Below are 24,590 nucleotides of genomic sequence, written 5' to 3' on the forward strand. Positions count from 1 at the left end.
ACGCGGCTTCCCGCGGGGGGATCCGCCGTGGCCGGATGCCGACGCCCGGTCCCCGGCGGTGCCGGGAACCGGGCGTCCTCCGCTCACCCCGCCGTGTCCTACGGCAGCGCGTGCACGTGCGGGCCCACCGCGTTCGACCACGCGTTGCCCGCCGTCGCGTCCCAGTTGGTCGACCACGTCATGGCGCCCCGCAGGTCGGGGTAGGTCCGCGGCGGCTTGAAGGTGCCGCAGGCGGTGCCCCTCGTCAGGCAGTCCAGCGCGTTGTTGACGACGGTCGGCGACACGTAGCCGCTGCCCGCGCCCCGGGTCGAGGCCGGCAGGCCCAGGCCCACCTGGGACGGGGCGAGACCGTTCTCCAGCTGGATGCAGGCCAGGGCGGTCAGGAAGTCCACGGAGCCCTGGCTGTAGACCTTGCCGTCGCAGCCCAGCATCGAACCGCTGTTGTAGTACTGCATGTTGACGACCGTCAGGATGTCCTTCACGTTCAGGGCCGTCCGGAAGTACGCGTTCGACGGCGACTGCATGTCGATGGTCTGCGGTGCCATCGTCAGGACCAGCGACGGGCCCGCCTTCGCCGACAGCGCGCGCAGCGCCTGCGTCATGTACGTCGCGTTCAGGCCGTTCTCCAGGTCGATGTCGACGCCGTCGAAGCCGTACGTCTGCATCAGCGCGTACACCGAGTTCGCGAAGTTGGCCGCGGACGCCGCGTCGTTCACGCTCACCGTGCCGCGCTCACCGCCGACCGAGACGATGACCTTCTTGCCGGCCGCCTGCTTGGCCCGGACGTCCGCCCTGAACTGGTCCACCGTGTAGCCGCCCAGCCCGGCGGAGTCCAGGGTGAAGGTCACCGCGCCCGGTGTCGTCGTGGCGTCCGCGAAGGCCACGGCGATGATGTCGTACTGGGCGGGGACGTCGGAGATCCGCTGGACCGTCGCGCCGTTGTCGAAGTTCTGCCAGTAGCCCGTCACGGCGTGCCGGGGCACCGAGCCCCCGCCGCCTCCGCCGGTCGCGGCCGTTCTGCCCGTGACCGCCGCCGACTTGACCGACTCACCGGCCGTGTTGACCGCCGTGACCTGGAAGGCGTACGACGTCGAGGCGGCGAGCCCGGTCACGGTCGCCGACGTGCCGGTCACCGCGGTCACCTTCGTACCGTCGCGGTAGACGCTGTAGCCGGTGGCGTTCGACACCGGGTTCCAGGTCAGGGAGACCGACGAGGAGGTCGTACCGGAGACGGCGAGTCCGCTCGGGGCGGCCGGGACCGTGGGGGCCGGGTCGCCGCCACCGCCGCCGTCGGGGCCGTACACCGAGACGTCGTCGGCGAGGTAGGCGGCCTGGCCGTACCAGCCGTGCAGGTACACGGTGACGGAGGTCGTCGACGCGCCCGTGGTGAACGTCGTCGACAGCTGCTTCCAGGTGGGGGAGTCGGGGGTCCACGTCGAGACGTCCGTGGTGCCGGTGCCGGCCGCGCCCAGGTAGGCGTAACCGCCCTGCACCCAGGCGCTCAGGGTGTAGGTGGAGCGGGGTGCGACGGCGACCGTCTGGGAGCAGCGGGCGTTGTCCTGGCCCGCCGGGGTCGCCTTCAGGGCGGCGGTGCCGCCGTGCACGGGGGAGGAGACGGCCGTGCCGCTCGACGCCGAGCAGGTCCAGTTCGTCAGCCCGGACTCGAAGCCGGCGTTCCTCGCGTTGTTGACGTCCGCGGCGGACGCCTGAGCCGCGCCCGCCAGGGACAGGAAGAGGGTCAGGGCGGCGGTCACCGCTCCCGACCAGAACCGTGTCGATCGTTTCTGTGGGGACATGACAACAAGTTGGTCCAGACCAATTGTGTTGTCAAGGTGTCCGCCAGGGGAGGCCTTGATGTGCGTAACCTGCCCCGGTTTGGCCTGACTTGAGGGAAGGGCAGTTGGTGCACAGCCACGGAAAGTGGTTCTCCGGCCACAGGGGCGTGGATACAGTGCTGAGGTAGTCACGCAATGAAGTCACCCCGGTGCGCCGGAGTAACACACCGGTGGGCCGGACCGCGGGAATCGGGGAGCTGCGCGTGCCAACTGCCATTGCCGTGACCGGCGCGGAGCTGGCGCTGCCGCCGCAGGACGAGCGGACCGTGCCCGCCGCCGTCCTCGACGGCCTGGACCGCCGGCCCCTCGACCAGGCCGTCGCCGACGTCCAGACACTCGTCGAGCAGCACGGGTACCTGATCGTCCTGTACTCGCGGGCCGTCCCCCCGGCCGTCGAACACCGGCTGCACACCATCCGCTCCCTCCTGGAGAGCGACCGCATCGCCCTGTTCCGGCCCGACCTGCCCCCGCTCGCGCTCGCCGTCCTGGCCCGCCAGTTGCGCCAGCTCGCCTCCTGCGACCTCAGCCCCGGCGTCCTGGCCTCGGCGAGCCGGCTGCTCATCCACTACCTCCACACCGGCGCCCTGCTCGCCTCCGTCGCCCGCCTCGACCGGATCCCCGTCGGCCTGAAGTCGCACGCCCGGTCCTGGGTCCCGGGCAGCCAGTTCGGTGTCCTCGCCCATCCACAGCCGCAGTTGGTGAAGGTGAGTGCGGAAACCGTGCTGCCGGGACCGGAGTTCGGCACCTGGATGCTGGTCGCCCCGGGCCGGCTCCCGGCCGACTGGGTCACCGGCACCCTCGCCCCCGCCTGGAAGGTCCAGGGCCTGCGCGAGACCGAGCTGCCCGCCGAGTCCGCCGACTGGTGGGGCACCGGCAAGCTCGTCGAGTTCTGTGCCTACCTGCCCGACCTGTCGGTCCTCTACCAACTGGTCACCTCGGTACGGCAGACGGTCTGCCACTGGTGCGGCGTCGACGTCATCGGCGACCGCTGCGTCTTCTGCTCCGCCACCCCGCCGCCCGCCCACGAGACGACCGGCCCCGTCCGCGCGCTCACCGCGGGCGGCCGCCACAGCCGTGCGCTCACCGCCGGCGGCTGACCAGGTCCACCACCCCGCCCGCACCCGTCCGCTCGACCCGACCCCCAACGAGGTTGCACGGTTTCATGAACTCCCGTCAGCGCCGCGGCGTGATTCTCCTGCTCCTGTCGGTGGTGTGCGCCCTCGGCGCCTTCGCCGGCGTCCTCTCCGTCATCGACGACGTGGAGTCCAAGGTCGGCCCCGAGGTGACCGCCTACCGGCTCAGGTCCGACGTCGCGCCCTACACCCCGCTCACCACGGGCCAGTTCGAGAAGATCGAGATGCCCGAGCGCTGGCTCTCCGGCAACGCGGTGACCGATCTCGCCGCCATCCGCGGCAAGATCGCCGTGACGACCCTGAAGAAGGGCTCCCTGCTCCAGAGCGACATGATCGTCGACCAGCCCGCCCTCCAGCCCGGCCAGCAGGAGGTCGCCATCATGATCGACGCGGCGACCGGCGTCGCCGGCAAGATCACCCCGGGCTCCTCGGTCAACGTCTACGCCACCTTCGAGGGCGCCAAGGACGGCGACCCCGACCAGTCGAAGATCATCGTCACCAACGCCCGCGTCCTCGACGTCGGCGAGCTGACCGCCCTCGAACCCGACGCCGACGACCGCGGGCGGCAGCCCACCGACGCGGTCCCCATCACCTTCGCGCTGTCCACCCTCGACGCCCAGCGCATCACCTACGCCGAGTCGTTCGCCAAGCGCGTCCGGCTCGCGCTGGTGGCACCCGGCGCCCCCACCGCGGTTCCCGAGCAGGACCGTACGTACGAACTCGCCACGGACAAGTGAGAGGCCGCCGCCCATGCCCACGAGGATCCTCCCGGCCGTCGGCGACGCGGACGCGGTCCGCTCCCTCACCACCCTGCTCAGCCAGCTCCCGGACGCCGAACCCGTCACCCCGGTCGCCGACTCCACCCAGCTCGTCGACACCCTCGCCCGGCTGGCCGCCGAGTCGGTCGACGAACTGCCCGAGGTCGTGATCGTCCACGAACGCATCGGCCCGGTCCCGGCGTTGGAGCTGGTCCGCGAGGTCGCCCTGCGCTTCCCCGCGGTCGGCGTCATTCTCGTCACCACCGACGCGAGCCCCGGCCTCTTCGCGGCGGCCATGGACTCCGGCGCCCGCGGCCTGGTCGCCCTCCCCCTGAACTACGAGGAGCTGGCGAACCGCGTTCAGGCGGTCGCCCAGTGGTCGGTCGGCGTACGACGTCATCTCGGCCACGGCGGCGACGTGTTCACCGGCGCCGGCGGCACCGTCGTCACCGTCAGCGGCGCCAAGGGAGGCGTGGGCGCGACCCTCACCGCCGTCCAGATCGCGCTGGCAGCCCAGGCGTCCGGCCGACCCACCGCCCTGGTCGACATGGACCTGCAGACCGGCGACATCGCCTCCTACCTGGACGTCCAGTTCCGCCGCTCGGTCGTCGACCTCGCCGCCATCGCCGACATCTCGCCCCGCATCCTCTCCGAGGCCGTCTTCCGCCACGACAGCGGCGTCGCCCTCCTCCTCGCCCCCGGTGAGGGCGAGCGCGGCGAGGAGGTCACCGACCGCGCCGCCCGCCAGATCGTCAGCGCCCTGCGCTCCCGTTACGAGGTCGTCGTCGTCGACTGCGGTGCGCAGCTCGGCGGCGCGGGCGCGGCCGCGGTCGAGATGGCCGACACGGCCCTGCTGGTCACCACCCCGGACGTGGTGGCGGTACGCGGCGCCAAGCGCACCGTCCGCATGTGGGACCGCCTGCAGATCCGCAAGGCCGAGGAGACGACGGTCGTCGTCAACCGCCACAGCCGCGCCACCGAGATCCAGCCCACGCTCATCCGGAAGATCACCGGCACCGCCATCGCCACGACCACGATCCCCGCCCACTTCAAGGAACTCCAGGCCGCCGTGGACGCCGGCCGGGTCCACGCCCTCGACGCCAAGGGCAGCGTCCGGCAGGCGATGTGGGCGCTCGCGGGGGAGCTGGGCCTGGTGAGGGCGGCGGAGGGCGCCTCGCCGCGCAGGACCGGACGGGCCGCGCGGGGCGGGGACCGGGGCTCGGTGGTGCTCCGGCGGAGGAAGGACTGAGGGGATGTCCTTACCAGCGCTGCGCGGAGCCCGGGACCGGGGCCAGGTCACGATCGAGTTCCTCGGCATGACCCCGCTGATCCTCGTGACCCTGGTGATGGTGTGGCAGTTCGTGCTGCTGGGGTACACCTTCACGCTCGCGGGGAATGCTGCCGACGAGGCGGTGCGGGAGGGGACGGCGGCGCATCCGGGGGAGCGGCAGGCAGTGTGCGAACAGGCCGGCACGGACAAGCTGCCGGACGCGTGGCAGGCGGGCGCCGAGGTGAGCTGCTCGTCGTCGGCGGGGTTCGTCACGGCGGACGTCCGGCTGCGGGTCCCCGTCCTCTTCCCCGGCACGATCGCCTTCCCGTTCACGGTGCACGGCCACGCGGGCGCCGTAGAGGAAGAGGACGACTGAGATGGCGTACGGACGCGGCGGACGTGACCGGGGCCAGGCCGCCGGGGAGCGGCACCGAGGGGCGCGGGGGAGGGGTCGGGTGGCGCGCGGCCGGCGGCAGGAGAGCTGGGAACGGCGCCCGGTGCCCCGGGCTCGGGGCCCGGTGGAACAGGGTCGGCGCCCAGTGGCCAGGGACCGGGGCCAAGGGGTACGGGGCCGGTGTCAGGCGGCCCGGGACCGGGGCCAGGTCGCCCTGGAGTACCTGGGTTTCCTGCCGATCCTGCTGGCCGTCGCGCTGGCCGCCGTACAACTGGGGCTGGTCGCGTACGCGGCCCAGCAGGCCGGGACGGCGGCCCGGGCCGGGGCCCGCAGCGCGTCCCTCGACGAGGGCGTCCAGGGCGCCTGCCGGAACGCGGTCAGCAGCTGGCTGGCCGACGGCACGAGCTGCTCGCCCGCCGACCTGGGCGACGAGGTCCAGGTCACCTCCAGCGTCACGATCCCGTCCGTCATCCCCGGGATCGGGGACTTCGGCCAGGCCCACAAGACCGCCACGATGCCGGTCGACCACTGATGGCCCGTGAAGGAAGGCACCGGACATGAGCCTGCGCGCACGCATCACCTCCCCCGAGGAGAACGGCAGCCGGGGCGAGGACGGCCACCTCGTCGCCTCCTACCGCGCCAAGCTGCTGGAGGAGATCGACCTCGCGGAGATGAGTTCGCTGGCGGCGGCCGAGCGCAGGGTGCGGCTGGAGCGGGTGCTGGGGCACATCATCAGCCGCGAGGGCCCGGTGCTGTCCACGGTGGAACGCTCCCAGCTCATCCGCAGGGTGGTCGACGAGGCCCTCGGCCTGGGCATCCTCGAACCGCTCCTCGAGGACGCCTCCATCACCGAGATCATGGTGAACGGCCCCGACGCGATCTTCGTCGAACGGGCGGGCCGGGTGGAGCAACTCCCGCTCCGCTTCGCGTCGAACGACCAGCTCATGCAGACGATCGAACGCATCGTCTCGACGGTCAACCGCCGCGTCGACGAGACGAACCCGATGGTCGACGCCCGTCTGCCCTCCGGGGAACGCGTCAACGTCATCATCCCCCCGCTGTCGCTGACCGGCCCCACCCTCACCATCCGCCGCTTCCCGCGCTCCTTCACCCTGCACGAACTGATCGGCTTCGGCTCCCTGGACGAGCCCATGCTGTACCTGCTGGCGGGACTGGTGCAGGCCAAGTTCAACGTGATCGTCTCGGGCGCGACGGGCACCGGCAAGACGACCCTCCTGAACGCGCTCTCGGGCCTGATCCCGGAGGGCGAACGCATCATCACCATCGAGGACTCGGCGGAGCTCCAGCTCCAGCAGTCGCACGTGATCCGCCTGGAGTCCCGCCCCCCGAACGTCGAGGGCAAGGGCCGCATCACCATCCGCGACCTGGTCCGCAACTCGCTGCGCATGCGGCCCGACCGGATCGTGGTCGGCGAGGTCCGCGGCGGCGAGTCGCTCGACATGCTCCAGGCGATGTCGACGGGCCACGACGGCTCCCTGGCCACCGTCCACGCCAACAGCGCCGAGGACGCCCTGATGCGGTTGCAGACCCTGGCCTCGATGTCCGACGTCGAGATCCCCTTCGTCGCCCTCCACGACCAGATCAACAGCGCCGTGGACGTCATCGTCCAGCTCACCCGCTTCGCGGACGGGGCGCGCCGGGTGACGGAGATCGCGCTGCTCGACAGCCACGGTGGAGAGCCGTACCGGCTGGCGACGGTCGCCCGCTTCAACGCCCGGCCGATGGCGGCGGACGGCCGCATCTACGGCGTCTTCGAGTACTTCCCGCTCCCGCGCCGCGCCGCGGACCGCCTCTACATGGCGAGCCAGCCCGTCCCGCAGGCCTTCGGGGTGGCCCGCACCCTCGACGAACTCACGACCCGGGAAGCGAGGTGAGCCGCCGGCAGGTAGGCAGCCGGAGCGGGCCGGGTGGACCGGACGGGCCGGGCGGGCGGACCTTCCCGGACGGGCCGGTCAGCCGGGCGGGCCCGGACACGTCGGTCAGCCGGGCGGGCAGATGAGCCGGGCAGCCGGACCGGCCGGACCGGCCGAACAGCCGGATCGGCCCCGACACGCCGGACGGACAGGTGACCCCGGTGCGCCGGCAGACCCCGCAGGCAGGACAGGCGGAACAGGCAGTACAGGCACAACAGGCAGAGCGAGCAGAACAGGCAGAACGGACAGGACGGACAGGACGCGGCCCCATGGATCTCCAGACCCTGATCACCCTCACCTCCGGCGTGACCCTCCTGACCTGTGTCCTGGCCGTCGTGGGCCTGCACACCTACGCGCGGGGCCGCGCCCAGCGGGCGGCGCTCGTCGACCGCCTCTCCGCCACCGGCCGGCCCGTCCTCACCGGCCGCCGGCGCCGCTTCCGCACCCTGGACCGCCGCCTGCGCCGTACGAACCTCGGCCGCACGCTGGAACTGAAACTGCAGGCGACGGGCCTGGACGTGACGCCGGGTGAGTTCTTCGCCTGCATGCTGGCGACGGTCGCCGCCCTGTGGCTGATCGGCCAGGCCACCCTGGCCCCCTTCTTCGGGCCGCTGGCCGGCCTCCTGGGCATCGGGGCTGCGTGGCAGTTCCTCACCTGGCAGCGCCAGAAACGCATCGAGCGGTTCATCAACCAACTCCCCGAACTGGCCCGCATCCTGGCCAACGCCACTCACGCGGGTCTCGCCCTGCGCACCGCGATCGGCATGGCCGCCGAGGAACTGGAGGCCCCGGCCGGCGAGGAACTGGCCAAGGTCGCCAACCAGCTGGCCGTCGGCCACTCCCTGGACGACGCCCTGGGCGAACTGGCCGACCGCCTGCCGTCCCGGGAACTGGTCGTCCTCGTCACCACGCTGGTCCTCTCCAACCGGGCGGGCGGACAAGTCGTGGGGGCGCTGCGGAACCTGACGGAGACGCTGGAGGAGCGCAAGGAGACCCGGCGGGAGGTGCGGACGCAGTTGTCGCAGGTGAGCATGACGTCGTACGCGGTACCGGTGCTGGGAGTCGGCTCGCTCTTCCTCATGAACGGGGTCAAGGACGGCGCCCTGGACCGCATGACCGGCTCCCCCCTCGGCCAGGCCGCCGTGATCATCGCCTTCGCCCTGTACGCGGTCGGGTTCCTCCTCATCCGCCGTATGTCCCGGATCGACGTCTGAGCGGCCCGGGAGGGACACGGACATGGAATACCTGCTCGCACTCGTCATGGGCCTCAGCGTCTGGGGCGTCTTCACCGGCATCCGCATGTACCGGGCGGACGCCCGGCTGCCCGCCGACCTGGCGCTTGCCCTGGAGGTCGGCTCCACACGGACCGGCGCGGTCGACTCCCTCGTCGACCGTCTGGGCATGCGGTACGCCCCCGCCGTCCTGCGGATGATGGGCCCCAAACAGGTCGCCAAGTACCGCCGCAAGATCGACCTGGCGGGCAACCCGGGCGGCCTGACGATCGACCGCTACGCGGCACGCCGCGCCGTGTACGGCGCCCTGGGCGGCTTCGGCGGCGTCGTGTTCCTGCTGCGGGGCGACGTCGTCCTGGCGCTCCTCCTCCTCGCCTTCGGCGTGTTCTGGACCGAGGTCGGCATCTGGTCGGCGATCCGCATCCGCAAGGACGTGATCGAACGGACCCTCCCGGACTTCCTGGACGTCCTCGCCGTCGTGGTGAGCGCGGGCCTCGGCTTCCGGCAGGCGCTGGACCGGGTGGCGTCGAAGTACGAGGGCCCCTGGGCGGACGAGATCCGCATCACGCTCCGCCAGATGGACCTGGGGGTGAGCCGCCGCGAGGCCTTCGCCGAACTCCGCCGCCGCAACGACTCCGAACAGGTCGCCATGTTCGTGACGGCGCTCCAGCAGGGCGAGGAACTGGGCGCGCCGATCGTCGACACGCTGGTCGCGATCGCCAAGGACATGCGGCGTACGGACGCCCAGAACGCGCGCCGCCGGGCCGCCCGCGCGGTCCCCCGGGCCACGCTGATGATCACCACGTTCATGGTCCCGGCCACCATGCTCCTCCTCGGCGCGGGCCTGCTGCTCGGCTCCGGCACGGACTTCAGCCCCCTCACGGGCGAATAGGAGGACGGGGTGACGGTGATGACGACGCTCACGAGGGGACGCGGCGGCCTGCTCCGGCGCCGCGCGAGGCCCCCCGCACCGGCGGCCCGCCCGCCCCACGTCACCCACCCCGAGCCGCGCCCCGGGGACAGCGCGTACGACGACGGCGCCCCCGGCGTCGGTGACATCCCCGGTGGCGCCCCGGGCGACACCGTCACGAGCCAGGACGCCTTACCGCACTCCGACACGCCCATCCCGCTCCAGGTCAACGCCCTCCAGGCGATGTGCCGCCAGGTCTTCGGCTTCCGCCTCGCCATGATCGCCCTGGCCGCCCCCGCCGCCCTCCTCAACGCCTCCCCGGGCCTGGGCGGCCGCCTGGTGGGCGCGGCCGTGGTCACCACCTTCATGGGCTCGTACGTCCTCTTCCGCGACTGGGAACGCTTCGGCCCCCTCCTCCTCGCCCACCCCACCCTCCTGGCCGTGGACACCCTCTTCGGTTCGCTGCTCCTGGTCTCCGCCGGCCCGGACACGACCCTCGCCTACGTCAGCGTCTGCACCCCTCTCCTCGCCGGCATCGTCTACGGCTGGCGGGGCGCCGCCTGCTTCGCCTCCCTGCAGTCGCTGATCCTCCTGCTGGTCCACGCCGCCCTGAAGGACGGCGCGCAGGTGAGCCTCGCTGAGCGGCTGCTGCTGCCCGGACTGTGCGTCATCACCGGCGCCATGGGATCCAACCTGCGCAACCTCATGCTCCGCTTCGGCACGGCCACCCAGGCCCTGAGCACCGTCCGGGCCCGTCTCGCCGCCACCGAGGCGGTCGCGGCCGAACGCGCCCGGCTGGCCCGCGAGATGCACGACTCCGTCGCCAAGACCCTGCACGGCCTGGCCCTCGCGGCGGAGGGCCTGGCCCGCTCGGCGGGCGGCACGACCACGGACCCGGCGCGCCTGCGGCAACAGGCCGAACTCGTCGCCCGCGCCGCACGCCGGGCCGCCGCCGAGTCCCGCGAACTCCTCACCGACCTGCGCCGGGAGCCGGACGCGGGACAGAGCGTCGACGCGCTGCCCGAACTGGCCTCGCTGGCCGCGCGGTTCACGGCACGCACCGGACGCCCGGCCACCTTCCACCCGCCGCCCGACCGCACCGCGCTCCCCGTCCCGGTCACGGTGGCCCGCCGGCTCCTCAGCATCACGGCGGAAGCCCTGGACAACGCCCACCGGCACGGTGATCCGGCCCGGATCGAGGTACGGGCGGGCGTACACGGCGAGCTGCTCACCCTGAGCGTCCTGGACGACGGCCGTGGCCTGCCCCCCGGCACCACGCTCGACCAACTCCGCCGCGACGGCCACTTCGGCCTGGTCGGCATGGTGGAACGGGCCGCCTCCCTCGGCGCCCGCCTCCACATCGGCCGCGGCCCCCACTCCCGGGGAACCGAGGTGCGCCTCGAACTGCCCCTGGCACCCCTGCCGACCCCCGACTGACACGCCGTATTCCACGACGAAAGGAGGCCTCCCATGCCCGACCGACCGACGCAGCCGCCGCCGAACCCCTTCGACGACGACCGGCCGCCGGACCCGCACACACCGCTGCGGGTCGTGGTCGCCGACGACAACCCCGTGGTCCGAGCCGGCCTCACGGCCCTCCTCTCCGACCGCGAGGACATCACCGTCGTCGCGGAGGCGGCCGACGGCCGCGAGGCCTACGAGGCCGCCATCCACCACCGCCCCGACGTCATCCTGCTGGACGTCCGCATGCCCGGCGTGGACGGCATCTCGGCCCTGCCCCACCTGGTGCCGATCGCCCCCGTCGTGATGCTCACCTACAGCGGCGAGTCACGGATCGTCGAGGAGGCGCTGCGGCGCGGCGCCGGCGGCTACCTCGTCCACGGCGAGTTCACCGTGGAGGAACTGGCGTTGGCGGTACGGGACATCGGCCGGGGCCGGGCGCACCTCACCCCGACGGCGGCGACAGCCGTACTGGCTCAACTCCGCACGAGTGCGACTGCACACAATGACGTAGCCTCATCACCCCCATTTTTCACCAGTTCTCCAAAACAGCTTTCGCACCTGCAATCGGCTGTGGGACAGTCACGTCGGGAGTTCCGACTCAGCGCGAGGGAGGCGGAGATCATGGACCTCATCGCATCCGGCATGAACAACCAGCAGATCGCCGCCACCTGCTTCATCAGCGAGAAGACGGTCAAGAACCACATCAACCGCATCTTCGCCAAACTCCACAGCACCAGCCGCGCGGAGGCGGCCGCCAAGTGGCTCGGCGCGACGGCGACGCCCCACCGAGGACTGGGGTGACGCCCGGTGACAGAGCGCCCGACGACACCCCGCCGCACCCTCCCTTGGGCCCGCGATTGGGCCCTGAGACCCTCCCCGGGACACCCCACCCAGCCGTACCGTCTCCCCGCCGACCACGGCACCGGCCCGCACCACGCCGGTCACGCGACACCTGGAGGGGAACAGCATGACCAACTGGATCAACACCACGGTCGCGTATCTCCGGTCCCGCGCCACACGCGACGAGGGCCAGACGGCGGTGGAGTACCTGGGCATCATCGCGGTGGTGGTGGCGATCGTGTTGGCTATTACGGGGACGGACATCGGGCAGACGATTTACAACGCGATCACGGACAAGATCAACGAGGTGATCAGCGGCTGAGGCGCCCTCGGAGCCTCAGCGACGCAGGGCAGGCCTTTCCCATCTACGTCACGGTGGTGGCGGGCCTGCTCTTTCTCGCGTTCGCCTTCCTCGCGGTCGGCCAGGCGGCGACGAACCGGAACGGTGCCCAGACGGCGGCCGACGCGGCGGCCCTCGCGGCGGCCCTCGACACCAGGGACCAGATCGCCGGCGAGTGGGTGGAGAACGTGCTCGACCCTGCGAAGTGGCAGGACATTCTGGACGGCAAGGGGGCAGACCTCGACGGGTGCGGGCGTGCGGCCCAGTTGGCCGCACAGAACGACGCCACAGCCGATTGCCGGCCGGTGTATGAGTTGCCCCTGGGCTACACGGTCGACGTCGAGACCGACAAGGCGGTCGGTGACTCCATCGTCCCTGGTACGGAGAACCTGCATGCCAAGGCGACAGCCACCGCCGTGATCGAGCCGCTCTGCACGTTCGAACTTCCCGAGGAGGATGCCGGTGAAGGTCTACTGCCGGTGCTCACCTGTGAGGACGACAGGGAGTGGACCCTGGACCCGGACGATCTCACCGACCTCCCGAAGCCGGAGGACCTCTTCGACGTCCATCTGGCCGACCTCTGAAGCGAACGACGAGTGACGAAGGAAGCAGAGCGATGAGCATTCGGTTGACTGCGAAGGCCCGCAGGGGGATCGCTGCGTTGACCGTGGCGGCCGGATTGAGCCTCGGTGTGGCCGGCTGCAGCGGTGGCGGTGACGACGACAAGCCCGAGGCGTCGGCGTCGGCTTCGAGGGAAGGCGGTTCCGAGCCGAGTGCTCAGGAGGGACAGTCGGAGGAGCCCTTGGCCGAGTCGAAGGGCCCCAGCGGCCTGTTGCTGCAGATCACCTCAGCCACGCGCGATTCCGGCGGTTTCGTCACAGTGACCGGCGAGCTCAAGAACGACAGCGCCGACCTGCTCACCATCCCCGCGCAATTGAGCGGCAACGAGACGGAGATCATCAGGAACGGCCGATCGTTCGGAGGCGCCACTCTGGTGGACTCCAAGAGCAAGAAGCGCTACTACGTTCTGCGTGACACGGATGGGCGCCCTCTCACCACTACGGGCGTCTCGAGCATCAAGTCCGGTGAGACCGTACCGGTGTTCATGCAATTCCCCGCGCCGCCCACGGATACCGCCGACGTGTCGTTCCAACTCCCCATGTTCGCCCCCGTCAACATCACGGTCTCGGGGTGACGGCCACCATGACCCACCCCGGCACCCGACGCTCGATCCCACGACTCACGGTGATCGCCGCCGCCACCACCCTCGTCCTCACCACCCCACCCCTCGCCCAGGCCGACGACGGCCCCAGCGTCCCCCCGGGCACAGAACCCACCGCCACCGCCCCCGTCCAGGTCGACGCCAACGACCCCGACCTCAAACTGCCCGAAGGCGCCACGCTCGCCGAGCCCAAGGTGCTGGACATCAAGCAGGTCGTCGAGGACCAGAGCGGGGACGAGCGCCGGGAGGACACCAACGCCGACGTGACCTTCGCCCTCCAGGCGGAGGTCCTCTTCGGCAAGGACAGCGCGAAGCTCGGCGCCACGGCGAAGGCCCGTATCGCCGCGATCGCCGGGGAGATCGAGAAGCAGAACGCCACCCGCGTGCGCGTCTTCGGCTTCACGGACAACCTCGGCTCCTCCGCCCACGGCGACGTCCTGTCGAAGCAACGCGCCGACGCCGTCCAGGCCGCCCTCGCCGGCGACCTCAACGACCCGAACGTCACCTTCGAGGTACGCGGCTACGGCGAGCAGTACCCCATCGCCGACAACTCCACCGAGGCCGGTCGCAAGAAGAACCGCCGGGTGGAGGTCACGTTCCCGCGGACGGCGAGCTGAGCAGAGGGGATCGGGTCATTCGCCGATCTGCAAGTCGTCGGGAATGACGGGCTTGTTGACGCATGCCAGCTCGGTGCTCAGAGTGCGAGCCAGGCTCACGGTCAGCTTCTGGTGGAACACTTCCGTGAATTCGGGCGCTCCTACCTCGTGAATCCTGGATTCGAGCAGTACCTGCGCCTGCTGCCCACTCGAGGCGCCCGGGATGTCGCAGCGGAACACGAGGACGATGGGGGAGTAGTCGGACACGTAAACAGACGTGCCTACTTGATGCCAGCGCCCGGAGGGAGACTGTACTTCCTTTAGGGACGCTGGGGCCCAGGCCACGATGGCAGAGAAGCTGTGGTCGCCCGAGAGTCGACAGACATCGTACTCATCGAAGCCCTTGAACTTGTTGTAGGGCTCGAGCGCTTCTTCCGTCAGGCTCTCCTTGAGCTCGTCGACGGAAAGAGAACCGTTGGTGAGTTCGAGGTCATCCGGTCCGACCATGTCCCTCAGGGATGCCATGTTCTCTGTGCCGAACAGGGTGTTACAGGTCTGCCACTGCGTGGGGTACTTGTCGCTCAGTGACTGCTCGTCCGAGCATCCGGCCGACAAAGCCAGCGCCGCTATCGCCCCACACCAGGAAATCCGTGTCAGTGACCTCACGACGAGACCTTTTCATTGTTCGAGATGGCGATTTTTCCAGTCAGGTAAGACTGTTCGATCTCCCGCACGGTCTCCAGTGATTCCGTATTGCTCACGCCCAGGGCCTGCATGTAGTTCAAGACGGGCTGTGTGGCCGCCCGCTCTCCGATGCTTTCCATGCCCTGCACGGCATCGAGTGCAGCCGAGTCATTCGTGTATTCATGGTCCTTCAGGTATTCCAAGGTGTGGTTGCCGTAGGCGGTGCTGACCGCGGCTCCGGCAGACTCCATGACCAGCGGAACGGCGGTGGCTGCCACGACGCCCGCTGCCGGGCCGAGGAGCATCGCTGCCCCCACTGTCGCCGCTACGGTGACCCCACCGCTCACCAGCGACTTGCGCCATTCCCCGTTCTGCTCCTGCAGCATCTGCTGGGCCTCTTCCGAACCCTTGAACTCCTCACGCATCCCATGGGACCGTGATTCGTCAAGAATCCCGTGCACTTTGGCTGCATTGTGAGCAAAGGTGAGGCCGGCGTCCTGATTTTTTTCGAAAGCCGCGAGGCCACTGGCCATGTACACCTGCTGGGCCGAGGTCAGTGTCTTGTATCCGTCCTCGTTGCCCGAGACCAGCATCATGAAGTTCCGTGCCGCGTGCTCACCGAAGGAACGTCGTGCCGATCCGTCGCTGCTGTGACCGAAGAACTGATCACGTTCCAGCGGGTCGCCCGTGCCGCCGAAGTCCATGATCGAGTAGTTGAGGTCATCGATGTATGACGCGCCCATGTGGGCGAGGCTGTCCTGCATGGCCTCGTGTGGCGGCCCGTCATTGGAGGCGACGTTGTAACGGAGGACCACCTTTTCCATGACCTCCCATGTTTTCTCGTCCCGATGCAGTTCCGGCGGATCCGCATCCCACGCCGCCCCCGTCGTCGCCGTCTGCAGCGCGTGCCCCAGGGCGTCGGGGCCCATCTCGCGGGCGTGCTTCGCCTCGTCGCTGCCGTGGTGGACGAGGCTGTCCGGGGCCCACTCGAAGTCCTTCTTGTTCAGCTCGTCGAAGTACCACGTGAAGTCGAGAGTGCCGTTCGCGTCGACCGTGCCGTCCTCCTTGTAGGCCGTCGGCGGGTCGGTGAAAAACTTCGTCGCGGCCTCGGGGCTGTGCCCGAGCGCCTCCAGGACGCTGGTGAGCGGGTCGTAGCCGGCACCTGTTCTTCCCGACGGGTTGAAGCCCCGGTCGAGGTCGGATCCACCGGCCATGGGCTTGTTGTCCATGAACCGGTACGGGTCCTTCCTGTGCAGCTGCACGACGTGCTCGGCGATGGGATTGATGAACCGCGCGTCGTAGTTGCCGTAGCGCAGGATGCCGCCCAGGAGCTGGTAGCCGTACGGGGACTGTCCTGCACCGGGGTAGAGCTCGATCCGCTGCGTGCCCAGTGTGCGGAGTTTCGACGACCAGCTCGCCGGCAGGTGCGACTTGTTGTCGGGGTCGGTCGCCGAGGCCAGGGCCAGGCCCATGTTCCGCTGGAGCTGCCGGGCCAGAGCGAGCCGCTCCTTGTCGTTCCCCGTGGTGCCGTCCAGCGACATGCGGCCGTAGAACTCCAGTGACTCCTTCGGGCCGCCGAGCGACTTGTAGAAGTCCGTGGAGAAGTCGGCATCCCTGGCGTTGAACCGCATGATGGAGTTCAGCTCCATGTACTGCTTGTCGGTCATCTCCGGACCGAGCTTGGCCAGTTCCGCGGCGCGCTCGGCCTGGGCGTCGTCGAGGGAGTCGTACGACGTGTGACCCGCGTTGTGCTTGTCGCCCCCGTGGCTCTTGGCCAGCGCGCGGGCCAGGGACGAGTCGATCTCGGAGGCGTGGGCGACGAGCCGGTTGATGCGGTCCTCCAGCTCCTGCTTGGCGTCGAGCTGTTCCTGCGTACGGTCGTCGCTCTCGCCCCGGATGTGCGGGAAGAAGCAGCGGACCCGGCCCTCGCCGATGTCCTCGACGCGGACCCCGAGGTTCGGGGCGTCGTGCTGAACCGCCGTGCTGATCTTCTTCTGGAGCGCGACGAGCTCCGTGTGGCCGTCGACGAGCACCGCGTGGATGCCGGCGGCCTCGGTGTGCAGGTCGGCGATCTCCTTCGCCGTCTTGGTGACGAACTCACGGGTCACCGTCGCGTTCACGCCGGCCCACCGGGCCTTGTCCGACTTGGCCCGCATGCCCGCGCGGGCGCTTGCCGCCGCGGCCTTGAGCGCGTCCACGCTCTTCTCCCAGTCGGAGACCGCGGTGCCGAGCTTGCCGAGGTCGACCTCGACAAGGTCCAGGTACGTGAGGGCCACGGGGCTGCTCCTACTGGAAGTACTTGCTGATCCGGGACACGGGCAGGGCGGTGCCGTCGCTGCTGAGGAGCACGGCCCCGATCTTGGCGTCCTCCTGGGCATGCAGCTTCTTGGTGAAGTCGAGGTGATCGGAGATGTGGGCGCAGGCCTGGAGCACCGTCTTGAGCTGCGATGTCCAGATGTCGACCGTCGTCGCCAGCGCGCCGCCCGACGCGAATCCGTGCGACGTCAGTGCCGCGGCGGCCTGGTGGGAGGACCCCACACCCTCCTTGTTCGCACCGGCACCGGCGATGTCCGCGCCGGCCTGCAGGTCCTCGTACAGGAGGTACGCGTCATGGCCGACGGCGCCGAGGTCGTCCTGGTTGACCACCAGGTCACCGGCCGGGCTGCCTGCGCCTCTGTCCGCCGGGAGCTGGTTGAGACGCATCTGCGTCGAGTTCCGCTCGACCGTGTCGGATTTCAGCTGCTCCCATTCGTCCCACGCCATGGGCCGTGGCCTCCCCCGCTCCCGTATTGTCATATCGGCATCTCCCGCTGTACCAGCCGTTCGCAGCTGATCGCGGGCCTTTGTACGGACTTTATTTCACGGAATGACGGTGCCGTAGTAAGAACCGGTGCACTAACCCGTTGCTATTCAGCCAATATTGCCCGCCGTCGGGGGCGCCGTCAGCTTTGTACGGCGTAACGCAGCAGGGCGACACCGTTGGAGAAGGTGTGGGACTCGATGAGGTGGAGGGAGGTCGTCGCGTCGGTCTCGGGAAAGAGTGATTTGCCTCGGCCGACGAGGACCGGGTGGACGTAGAGACGGATTTCGTCCACGAGGTCGTGGCGGAGGAAGGCGGCGGCGAGGTCGGCACCGCCGAGAGCCAGGTCGTCGCCGGGTTGCTCCTTGAGGGCCCGGACCTCCTCCGGGATGACGTGCCGCACGATGGTGGTGTTCCAGTCGGCGTGTTCCAGCGTTCGGGAGTAGACGTACTTCGGGATGTCCCGCCAGATGCCGGCGAACTCGGCCACCCACGCGGGGGCTGCGGGATCGGCGTCGGCGGTGGGCCAGTACGCGGCCATGAGGTCATAGGTGACCCGGCCGCTGATCAGGCCGCCCAACGGTCGGATGCTGTCGTTGAAGTGCCGGTGGAGCTCGTCGTCGACCCGGTGCCAGGAGATGTCACGGTCCGGGCCCTCGATGTAACCGTCGAGGGACACCGACATCATCAGGACGATCTTCCGCATACGACGGCCACCTCTTTGTGTCCCGGCTCGCTACGGTGCAGAGGTTAGCCACACGGCCGAGGGGAGACGGGCATGGCGCGCTGGCGTGACGGGTGGGGGGAGCTCGTCGTGGGCGGGGAGGGGCTGCGCGTTCCGCTGGAGATCGCCGCCTCTTACCGGGCTCGCAGAAGGGGGCTGCTCGGGCGGGAATCCGTCGACGGGGCGATGCTGCTGTCCCCCGCCAACAGCGTGCACACCTTCGGTATGCGCATGCCGATCGACGTCGCCTACCTCGATCGGAGGATGCGGGTCCTCGCCGTGCGCACCATGCCGCCCGGACGGCTGGGGAGGCCTCGACTCCGGGCCCGACACGTGCTGGAGGCGGAGGCAGGGGCCATGGTGCGGTGGGGGGTGGGGGCCGGGGCCGAGGTGGAGATCCTGGGATGACGGCCGCCTCGGCCGTGGCCTGCCCCCTGTTTGTTCTGTCATCCAGAACAAGGAAAAGGTGTCTACGTGGCCGACACCGCTGCCGTGGCCGGGGACGTCGACGTCGTTTTTCGCCGCGAGATCAAGGGCGCGACCGGGCGGCAGGAGCAGGTTCTTCTCGACGCCAGGGTCAGCGCGCCGGATCCCCCGGCCGTCTCACACGATGCCACCAGAAGCTGACCCCAGAACTGGCTCGCGAACTTCGGGACGAGCTGGTGTGCGTCACCAGCCCGAGATCCGGGCCGACTGGCGATCAGTGGCTGAGCGCGCCTCATGAGGTATGCCGGAAGGGGGCGGCCGTAAAACAGTTGTCCCGGCCATCCCCGCCCACTAGGAAGTTCCCATGACCCAACTCGGCGCCGTCTTCCGCCCCCAACTCCCTCCCGAACGCCTCCGCGGCGTCGCCCGGCTGGCCGACGGCACCGGGCTCGACGAGCTCTGGCTGTGGGAGGACTGCTTCCTGGAGGCGGGGATCTCCGCGGCGGCGGCCGCGCTGGCGTGGACCGAGCGGGTGCGGGTCGGGGTCGGCCTGCTGCCCGTCCCGCTGCGCAACGTCGCCCTCACCGCGATGGAGGCCGCGACCCTGCACCGGATGTTCCCGGGCCGTGTCAGCCTCGCCGTCGGCCACGGCGTACAGGACTGGATGGGCCAGGTCGGCGCCCGCGCCGCGTCCCCGCTGACCCTGCTGCGCGAGTACACCCTCGCCCTGCGCGGCCTGCTGGACGGGGAGCGGATCACGACCGCCGGCCGGTACGTGACGTTGGACGACGTAGCCCTCGGCTGGCCCCCGGACGGCGGCGCCGAGGTGTTGGTCGGCGGCATCGGGCCGCGCACCCTGCGGCTGTCCGGCGAGGTCGCCGACGGCACCCTGCTCAACGAGGTCTTCTCCCCGGACGGTGTGCGCGAGGCCCGTCGGATCATCGGCGAGGGCAGGGCGGCGGCCGGACGCGATCCGGAACGGCCGCACAGGATCGTCGTCTACGTCTTCACCGCCACGGGACCCGACGCCGACGCCCGCCTCCAGCGGGAACTGACCGCGGGCGGCCACACCGGGACCCCCGGCCTCGGAGTCGCCGGCGACGCCGCCCGGGTCGCCGAGACCGTCCAGCGCTTCGCCGACGCCGGCGCCGACACCGTCGTCCTCCTGCCGACCGCCGACGAGCCCGACCCCGAGGGGTTCGTTCGGTTCGTCGGGGACGACGTACGCGCCCTTGTGAAGTGACTGGAGTGCTCAGGTGACTGAAGTGGCTCTCCGATGCCGAAGTGACCGAGTGACCGAGTGACCGAGTGACCGAAGTGACCCAAGTGGCCCAAGCGAAGTGACGTGACAGCGATGGACGACGACCAGCACCGCACCTTCGAGGACCTCGTCGCCGAAGGTGCCGCCGTGCCCACCGAAGGGTGGGACTTCTCGTGGTTCGAGGGGCGGGCCACCGAGGCGCGGCCCTCCTGGGGCTACGCGGTGTCCCTCGCCGGACGGCTGGTCGGCGCGAGCGCCGCGCTGGACGTGCAGACCGGGGGAGGGGAGGTCCTGGACTTCGCCCTCGGCCGGGCCGCCCCGAAGGCTCCGGTCCTCACCGTCGCGACCGAGGGCTGGCCGGCGAACGTCGCCAAGGCCACCGCCCTGCTCCGCCCGCGCGGCATCGCGGTCGTCGCCTCCGCCGAGGACGCGCCCCTGCCCTTCGCTGACGACACCTTCGACCTGGTCTCCAGTCGTCACCCCGTCCGGCCGCTGTGGGCGGAGATCGCGCGTGTCCTCCAACCGGGCGGCACCTACTTCGCCCAGCACGTGGGGCCGCGCAGCGTCTTCGAACTCGTCGAGCACTTCCTCGGGCCCCTGTCGGAGGAGGTGAGCAGCGGCCGCCATCCCGACCGCGAACGCGCCGACGCCGAGGCGGCCGGCCTCGAGGTCGTCGACCTGCGGGCGGAGCGTCTGCGCGTCGAGTTCCACGACATCGCCGCCGTCGTCCACTTCCTGCGCAAGGTGGTGTGGATGGTGCCGGGCTTCACGGTGGCGGCGTACGAGCCGCAACTGCGCTCTCTGCACGAGCGGATCGAGGCCGAGGGGTCCTTCGTCGCCCACAGCACCCGGCATCTCCTCGTGGCCCGCAAACCGAGCCGCTGACGCGGGCGCGCGGCCCGGCCCGCACAGCCGCCTCCGCGAAGTCCACGCGGGCCGGCTCCCCAGGGCGACGCTCCCGAGCCACTCGTCCACACCAGTCGTCCACACCCGTCGTCCACACCACGCGTCCACGGCACCCCCAACCCGGGGGCCGTGCGGGGGCCGCGCACGGGGAGTCAGCCGCACCCCCGCGCCTCCCCGGGCGGCCTCCCCGGCCATCTCCCGGCCCCCGGGACAGGATTGGCCAGGAACCACCCTCCGACCCCGGCGCACCCCGCACGCTCACCCCGCGCCCACCGCACCCTGGCCCGATCCTCGACGCCCGCGCCGGGGACGACGGGGGTGGCGGGGGAGCATTCCTGTTCTCGACCCCCCTCATGGAATGGGGTATTCCGGGACACTCCGCGACAGAACATCCCGTCATCTCCACAGGGTTTCCACATCGTTATCGCGGACGGCTCGCATCACCCGTCTGCCTCACGTAAGTTCGAGCCCAGGCAATTCGCGTGAGCAAAGCTGCGCGGGCGTCACCGCGCAGTGGAGGGGGCTGCGCGGTGCCGGTCGCGTCAAGGCGGCGTGCGGGGCCCGGGTAGCCCGTCGGGGGGACTGCCGCGCGAGTGCCCGACAGAGGTGAAGTGGGATCGATACCTCCACTTCCATCGCCGTACGGCCTGTTCTGCCTGGGAATCCGCTGTCTTTCGGCCATGAATCACCCGAAAATGCCGCCCTCGGTGCCCGGCAAACCGTCGCCGGGTGATTTCGGAGAGTAATTGTGGCGCGCTGATGCACGCACCATCCCTTACGAAGGGTTATGGTGGAAACCCCCCCTCGGGCCGGTCCGTCTCCCCCCCACGGACCGGCCCGTTTTTTCGTCCGTTTCCGGGTGACTCGTAGGCACGGGCCCAGGCGCCGGACCTGAGGGGTGTGGGGAACCCCGCCACGACCCGCCACGACCCACCACGACCCGCACCCGGCGGGGCACCCGCGACCGCCCCACCCGGCGCGCGGCCCAAGCCTCGCAGGGGTAGGCTTCCGCCTCGCGGGGACCGCATCCGCACGGAGGGGCTGACATTCACGTGAACCTGCGCGACAAGCTGCGCGGCCTGTTGGTGAGGCTGTACGCGCGCCGGGTGGAAGGCCACCTGGACCACGCTCAGGTGCCCAAGCACATCGGCGTCATCATGGACGGCAACCGGCGCTGGGCGAAGGCCGCCGGCTCCACCACCGTGCACGGTCACCGGGCCGGCGCCGAGAAGATCGAGGAGTTCCTCGGCTGGTGCTCCGAGACGGACGTCGAGGTCGTCACCCTCTGGCTGCTGTCCACGGACAACTTCGACCGCGCCAAGGAAGAGCTGGTCCCCCTCCTCGGCATCATCGAGGACGTCGTCCGCACCCTCGCCGCCGACGGCCGCTGGCGCGTGCACCACGTCGGCACCCTCGACCTCCTCCCGGCCGGCATGCAGCGCACGCTGAAGGAGGCCGAGGAGACCACGGCCCACATCGACGGGATACTGGTCAACGTCGCCATCGGCTACGGCGGCCGCCAGGAGATCGCCGACGCGGTGCGCTCGATGATCCTCGACGCCCAGGACAAGGGCGTCTCGATGGAGGAGCTCGCGGAGTCCGTCGACATCGACATGATCGGCCGCCACCTCTACACCGGGGCCCAGCCCGATCCCGACCTCGTGATCCGCACCAGCGGCGAACAGCGGCTGTCCGGATTCATGCTGTGGCAGACGGCCCATTCGGAGTACTACTTCTGCGACGTCTTCTGGCCGGCCTTCCGCAAGGTCGACTTCCTGCGCGCCCTGCGTGACTACGCGGCCCGGCACCGCCGTTACGGCGGCTGAGCCACCCATCGGGCGCCACGCCCGCCGGGTCGCGCCCGCCACGCCGCACCCGGTGAGCACCCCCGCGAAAGCCTCCCGGGTACCCCGTTCGGGGCAGAAGTAACAAGGAGTTCACCAGCGCGCCGTCATATGCCGTGGCATGGCGGCGTGTGTTCGAGGGCATAAGGCAAGCAGGTCGACGCCCGAACCACGGGTGTCGGATCTCAGCGGGCGGCACGGGGCCGTCCGCCCGGGAGGCCCTTTGCACCAGCCCGATCGTGCGGTCAGCACGGACGCAGCGGAGGGCCGGTTTTCGGCCCGTGCAGGGCGGCCGACTTCCGGTCCAGCTCCACTCCGTCGCTCCCCGACCTCATCCGAGGGGGTACGTCCTTCCGTGGTGACCAGCACAAAGCGCCACAAGCCCGACCGGCGCACCTACGTTCTCGACACCAGCGTCCTGCTGGCCGACCCGAACGCCCTGACCCGCTTCGACGAGCACGAGGTCGTGCTCCCCATCGTCGTGGTCACGGAGCTGGAGGCCAAGCGGCACCATCCCGAACTCGGCTACTTCGCCCGGCAGGCCCTGCGCCTGCTCGACGACTACCGGGTGAAGTACGGACGCCTCGACGCCCCCATCCCGATCGGGGAACTGGGCGGGACCATCCGTGTCGAGCTCAACCACTCGGACCCCAGCGTGCTGCCCACCGGCTACCGCCTGGGTGACAACGACTCACGCATCCTCGCCGTCGCCCGCAACCTGCAGGCCGAGGGCTATGACGTCACCGTCGTGTCGAAGGACCTCCCGCTCCGGATCAAGGCGTCCTCCGTCGGGCTCCTCGCCGAGGAGTACCGGGCGGAGCTCGCCATCACGGACGCCTCCGGCTGGACCGGAATGTCCGAACTGACCTTGCCGGGTGAGCAGGTGGACATCCTCTTCGAGGAAGGACACGTGTACGTCCCGGAGGCCGCCGACCTCCCCGTGCACACCGGCCTGACCATCCAGTCCGAGCGCGGCAAGGCGCTCGGCCGGGTGACCCCCGAGGGCACCGTGCGTCTGGTGCGCGGTGACCGGGAGGCCTTCGGCATCAAGGGCCGCAGCGCCGAACAGCGCATCGCGCTCGACCTGCTGCTCGACCCGGACATCGGGATCGTGTCCATGGGTGGCCGGGCCGGCACCGGCAAGTCGGCGCTGGCGCTGTGCGCGGGCCTGGAGGCCGTCCTGGAGCGCCGTCAGCACCAGAAGGTGATGGTCTTCCGTCCGCTGTACGCGGTGGGCGGGCAGGAGCTGGGCTATCTGCCCGGCACCGAGGCCGAGAAGATGAGCCCCTGGGCGCAGGCGGTCTTCGACACGCTGTCGGCGGTCACCAGCCGCGAGGTCATCGAAGAGGTCACCGCCCGCGGCATGCTGGAGGTGCTCCCGCTCACCCATATCCGGGGCCGCTCCCTCCACGACGCGTTCGTGATCGTCGACGAGGCGCAGTCGCTGGAACGGAACGTACTGCTGACCGTCCTGTCCCGGATCGGCGCCAATTCGCGGGTCGTTCTGACCCACGATGTGGCGCAAAGGGACAATCTGCGCGTCGGCCGATACGACGGTGTCGTCGCCGTGGTGGAGAAACTGAAGGGGCATCCGCTCTTCGCGCACGTCACCCTGAACCGGTCCGAGAGGTCCCAGATCGCCGCCCTTGTGACCGAAATGCTGGAGGACGGACAGATTTAACCGACCTGCCCAAGTCCACCGGGATGGCGCGGTGGTTGGCGCCGTCCGGCAAAGGCCGTGAGCCTAGTCGGGCGGCGCCTTCACATGTGCCCGAACGATGAAATCCCTGGGACCAAACCGGATGTGAGCTTTCACACGCAACCGGGAATTGCCTTGCGGTGTGGGGTTACGGCAGAGTCTCACTCCTGTCAGGCCCCGCATACGACACACCTGTACCCCCAGCGGTACGGCACCACAAAAGCGTCACCGCCAACTCCATACCTCCGTCGTATGCCGCCCGAGCACCACGCGGCGCTCCCTCGGGAGTTGCCCACCGGGCCCGCGCCTCCCGTGACC

At 70.3% G+C, this 24,590-nt stretch carries 25 protein-coding genes; 20 read left to right on the forward strand and 5 right to left on the reverse strand.

Annotated features, from left to right (window positions below; genetic code table 11):
* Positions 1-98: 98 nt before the first annotated feature.
* A complete protein-coding gene (locus ACIBBD_RS13910; protein WP_399419592.1) occupies positions 99-1,796 on the reverse strand; it encodes a chitinase in 1,698 nt (565 codons plus the stop codon).
* A 242-nt stretch (positions 1,797-2,038) separates the two neighbouring features.
* Here ACIBBD_RS13910 and ACIBBD_RS13915 point away from each other — a divergent pair, with 242 nt between their 5' ends.
* The 14 genes from ACIBBD_RS13915 (at position 2,039) to ACIBBD_RS13980 (ending at position 13,949) form a co-directional block, all read left to right on the forward strand.
* Entirely contained in the window at positions 2,039-2,932 is an 894-nt protein-coding gene (locus ACIBBD_RS13915; protein ID WP_399419593.1) for a hypothetical protein, read from the forward strand.
* 65 nt (positions 2,933-2,997) lie between these two features.
* Positions 2,998-3,705, forward strand: coding sequence for a Flp pilus assembly protein CpaB (gene cpaB / locus ACIBBD_RS13920; RefSeq protein WP_399419594.1), 708 nt, complete (start codon positions 2,998-3,000; stop codon positions 3,703-3,705).
* Positions 3,706-3,718: 13 nt separating this feature from the next.
* A complete protein-coding gene (locus ACIBBD_RS13925) occupies positions 3,719-4,975 on the forward strand; it encodes a CpaE family protein (protein WP_399419595.1) in 1,257 nt (418 codons plus the stop codon).
* Between the two features lie 4 nt (positions 4,976-4,979).
* Positions 4,980-5,372, forward strand: a complete 393-nt coding sequence (locus tag ACIBBD_RS13930; protein WP_399419596.1) for a TadE family protein — start codon at positions 4,980-4,982, stop codon at positions 5,370-5,372.
* 163 nt (positions 5,373-5,535) lie between these two features.
* On the forward strand, positions 5,536-5,922 hold the full coding sequence (locus ACIBBD_RS13935; RefSeq protein ID WP_399419597.1) for a TadE/TadG family type IV pilus assembly protein: 387 nt from the start codon (positions 5,536-5,538) through the stop codon (positions 5,920-5,922).
* A 25-nt stretch (positions 5,923-5,947) separates the two neighbouring features.
* Positions 5,948-7,285, forward strand: a complete 1,338-nt coding sequence (locus tag ACIBBD_RS13940) for a CpaF family protein (RefSeq protein ID WP_399419598.1) — start codon at positions 5,948-5,950, stop codon at positions 7,283-7,285.
* A gap of 308 nt (positions 7,286-7,593) precedes the next feature.
* Entirely contained in the window at positions 7,594-8,538 is a 945-nt protein-coding gene (locus ACIBBD_RS13945; RefSeq protein ID WP_399419599.1) for a type II secretion system F family protein, read from the forward strand.
* 22 nt (positions 8,539-8,560) lie between these two features.
* Entirely contained in the window at positions 8,561-9,448 is an 888-nt protein-coding gene (locus tag ACIBBD_RS13950) for a DUF5936 domain-containing protein (protein WP_399419600.1), read from the forward strand.
* 18 nt (positions 9,449-9,466) lie between these two features.
* Entirely contained in the window at positions 9,467-10,903 is a 1,437-nt protein-coding gene (locus ACIBBD_RS13955) for a sensor histidine kinase (protein ID WP_399419601.1), read from the forward strand.
* Positions 10,904-10,936: 33 nt separating this feature from the next.
* Complete coding sequence (locus tag ACIBBD_RS13960; RefSeq protein ID WP_399419602.1) at positions 10,937-11,731, forward strand: response regulator; 795 nt, start codon at positions 10,937-10,939, stop codon at positions 11,729-11,731.
* Positions 11,732-11,897: 166 nt separating this feature from the next.
* A complete protein-coding gene (locus ACIBBD_RS13965; RefSeq protein ID WP_399419603.1) occupies positions 11,898-12,092 on the forward strand; it encodes a hypothetical protein in 195 nt (64 codons plus the stop codon).
* Positions 12,089-12,694, forward strand: coding sequence for a pilus assembly protein TadG-related protein (locus tag ACIBBD_RS13970; protein WP_399419812.1), 606 nt, complete (start codon positions 12,089-12,091; stop codon positions 12,692-12,694). The genes ACIBBD_RS13965 and ACIBBD_RS13970 overlap by 4 nt, the downstream gene beginning before the upstream one ends.
* 32 nt (positions 12,695-12,726) lie before the next feature.
* Positions 12,727-13,305 carry a hypothetical protein gene (locus ACIBBD_RS13975; RefSeq protein ID WP_399419604.1) on the forward strand — a complete coding sequence of 193 codons (579 nt, stop codon included), beginning with the start codon at positions 12,727-12,729 and terminating at the stop codon, positions 13,303-13,305.
* Between the two features lie 8 nt (positions 13,306-13,313).
* On the forward strand, positions 13,314-13,949 hold the full coding sequence (locus tag ACIBBD_RS13980; protein ID WP_399419813.1) for an OmpA family protein: 636 nt from the start codon (positions 13,314-13,316) through the stop codon (positions 13,947-13,949).
* Positions 13,950-13,964: 15 nt separating this feature from the next.
* Here ACIBBD_RS13980 and ACIBBD_RS13985 read toward each other — a convergent pair whose 3' ends face one another.
* From ACIBBD_RS13985 to ACIBBD_RS14000, 4 genes are all read right to left on the reverse strand, one after another.
* Entirely contained in the window at positions 13,965-14,594 is a 630-nt protein-coding gene (locus tag ACIBBD_RS13985) for a hypothetical protein (RefSeq protein ID WP_399419605.1), read from the reverse strand.
* The gene (locus tag ACIBBD_RS13990; protein WP_399419606.1) at positions 14,591-16,888 is read right to left on the reverse strand and encodes a hypothetical protein; all 2,298 of its coding nucleotides are present in this window, start codon (positions 16,886-16,888) and stop codon (positions 14,591-14,593) included. Before ACIBBD_RS13990 ends, ACIBBD_RS13985 begins: the two co-directional genes overlap by 4 nt.
* 10 nt (positions 16,889-16,898) lie before the next feature.
* A complete protein-coding gene (locus ACIBBD_RS13995; protein WP_399419607.1) occupies positions 16,899-17,375 on the reverse strand; it encodes a hypothetical protein in 477 nt (158 codons plus the stop codon).
* A 179-nt stretch (positions 17,376-17,554) separates the two neighbouring features.
* Positions 17,555-18,118, reverse strand: a complete 564-nt coding sequence (locus ACIBBD_RS14000) for a dihydrofolate reductase family protein (RefSeq protein WP_399419608.1) — start codon at positions 18,116-18,118, stop codon at positions 17,555-17,557.
* 72 nt (positions 18,119-18,190) lie between these two features.
* Here ACIBBD_RS14000 and ACIBBD_RS14005 point away from each other — a divergent pair, with 72 nt between their 5' ends.
* From ACIBBD_RS14005 to ACIBBD_RS14030, 6 genes are all read left to right on the forward strand, one after another.
* Positions 18,191-18,544, forward strand: a complete 354-nt coding sequence (locus ACIBBD_RS14005) for a DUF192 domain-containing protein (protein ID WP_399419609.1) — start codon at positions 18,191-18,193, stop codon at positions 18,542-18,544.
* A 66-nt stretch (positions 18,545-18,610) separates the two neighbouring features.
* On the forward strand, positions 18,611-18,763 hold the full coding sequence (locus ACIBBD_RS14010; RefSeq protein WP_399419610.1) for a hypothetical protein: 153 nt from the start codon (positions 18,611-18,613) through the stop codon (positions 18,761-18,763).
* A 163-nt stretch (positions 18,764-18,926) separates the two neighbouring features.
* Complete coding sequence (locus ACIBBD_RS14015) at positions 18,927-19,805, forward strand: LLM class flavin-dependent oxidoreductase (protein ID WP_399419611.1); 879 nt, start codon at positions 18,927-18,929, stop codon at positions 19,803-19,805.
* A 111-nt stretch (positions 19,806-19,916) separates the two neighbouring features.
* Positions 19,917-20,708: a class I SAM-dependent methyltransferase gene (locus ACIBBD_RS14020; RefSeq protein WP_399419612.1), complete on the forward strand. Its 792-nt coding sequence runs from the start codon at positions 19,917-19,919 to the stop codon at positions 20,706-20,708.
* Positions 20,709-21,781: 1,073 nt separating this feature from the next.
* Positions 21,782-22,555, forward strand: a complete 774-nt coding sequence (locus tag ACIBBD_RS14025; protein ID WP_399419613.1) for an isoprenyl transferase — start codon at positions 21,782-21,784, stop codon at positions 22,553-22,555.
* Positions 22,556-22,928: 373 nt separating this feature from the next.
* The gene (locus ACIBBD_RS14030) at positions 22,929-24,254 is read left to right on the forward strand and encodes a PhoH family protein (RefSeq protein WP_399419614.1); all 1,326 of its coding nucleotides are present in this window, start codon (positions 22,929-22,931) and stop codon (positions 24,252-24,254) included.
* Positions 24,255-24,590 lie beyond the last annotated feature (336 nt).

Origin of the sequence: Streptomyces sp. NPDC051315 (genome assembly GCF_044455165.1) — a bacterium.
Classification (GTDB): domain Bacteria; phylum Actinomycetota; class Actinomycetes; order Streptomycetales; family Streptomycetaceae; genus Streptomyces.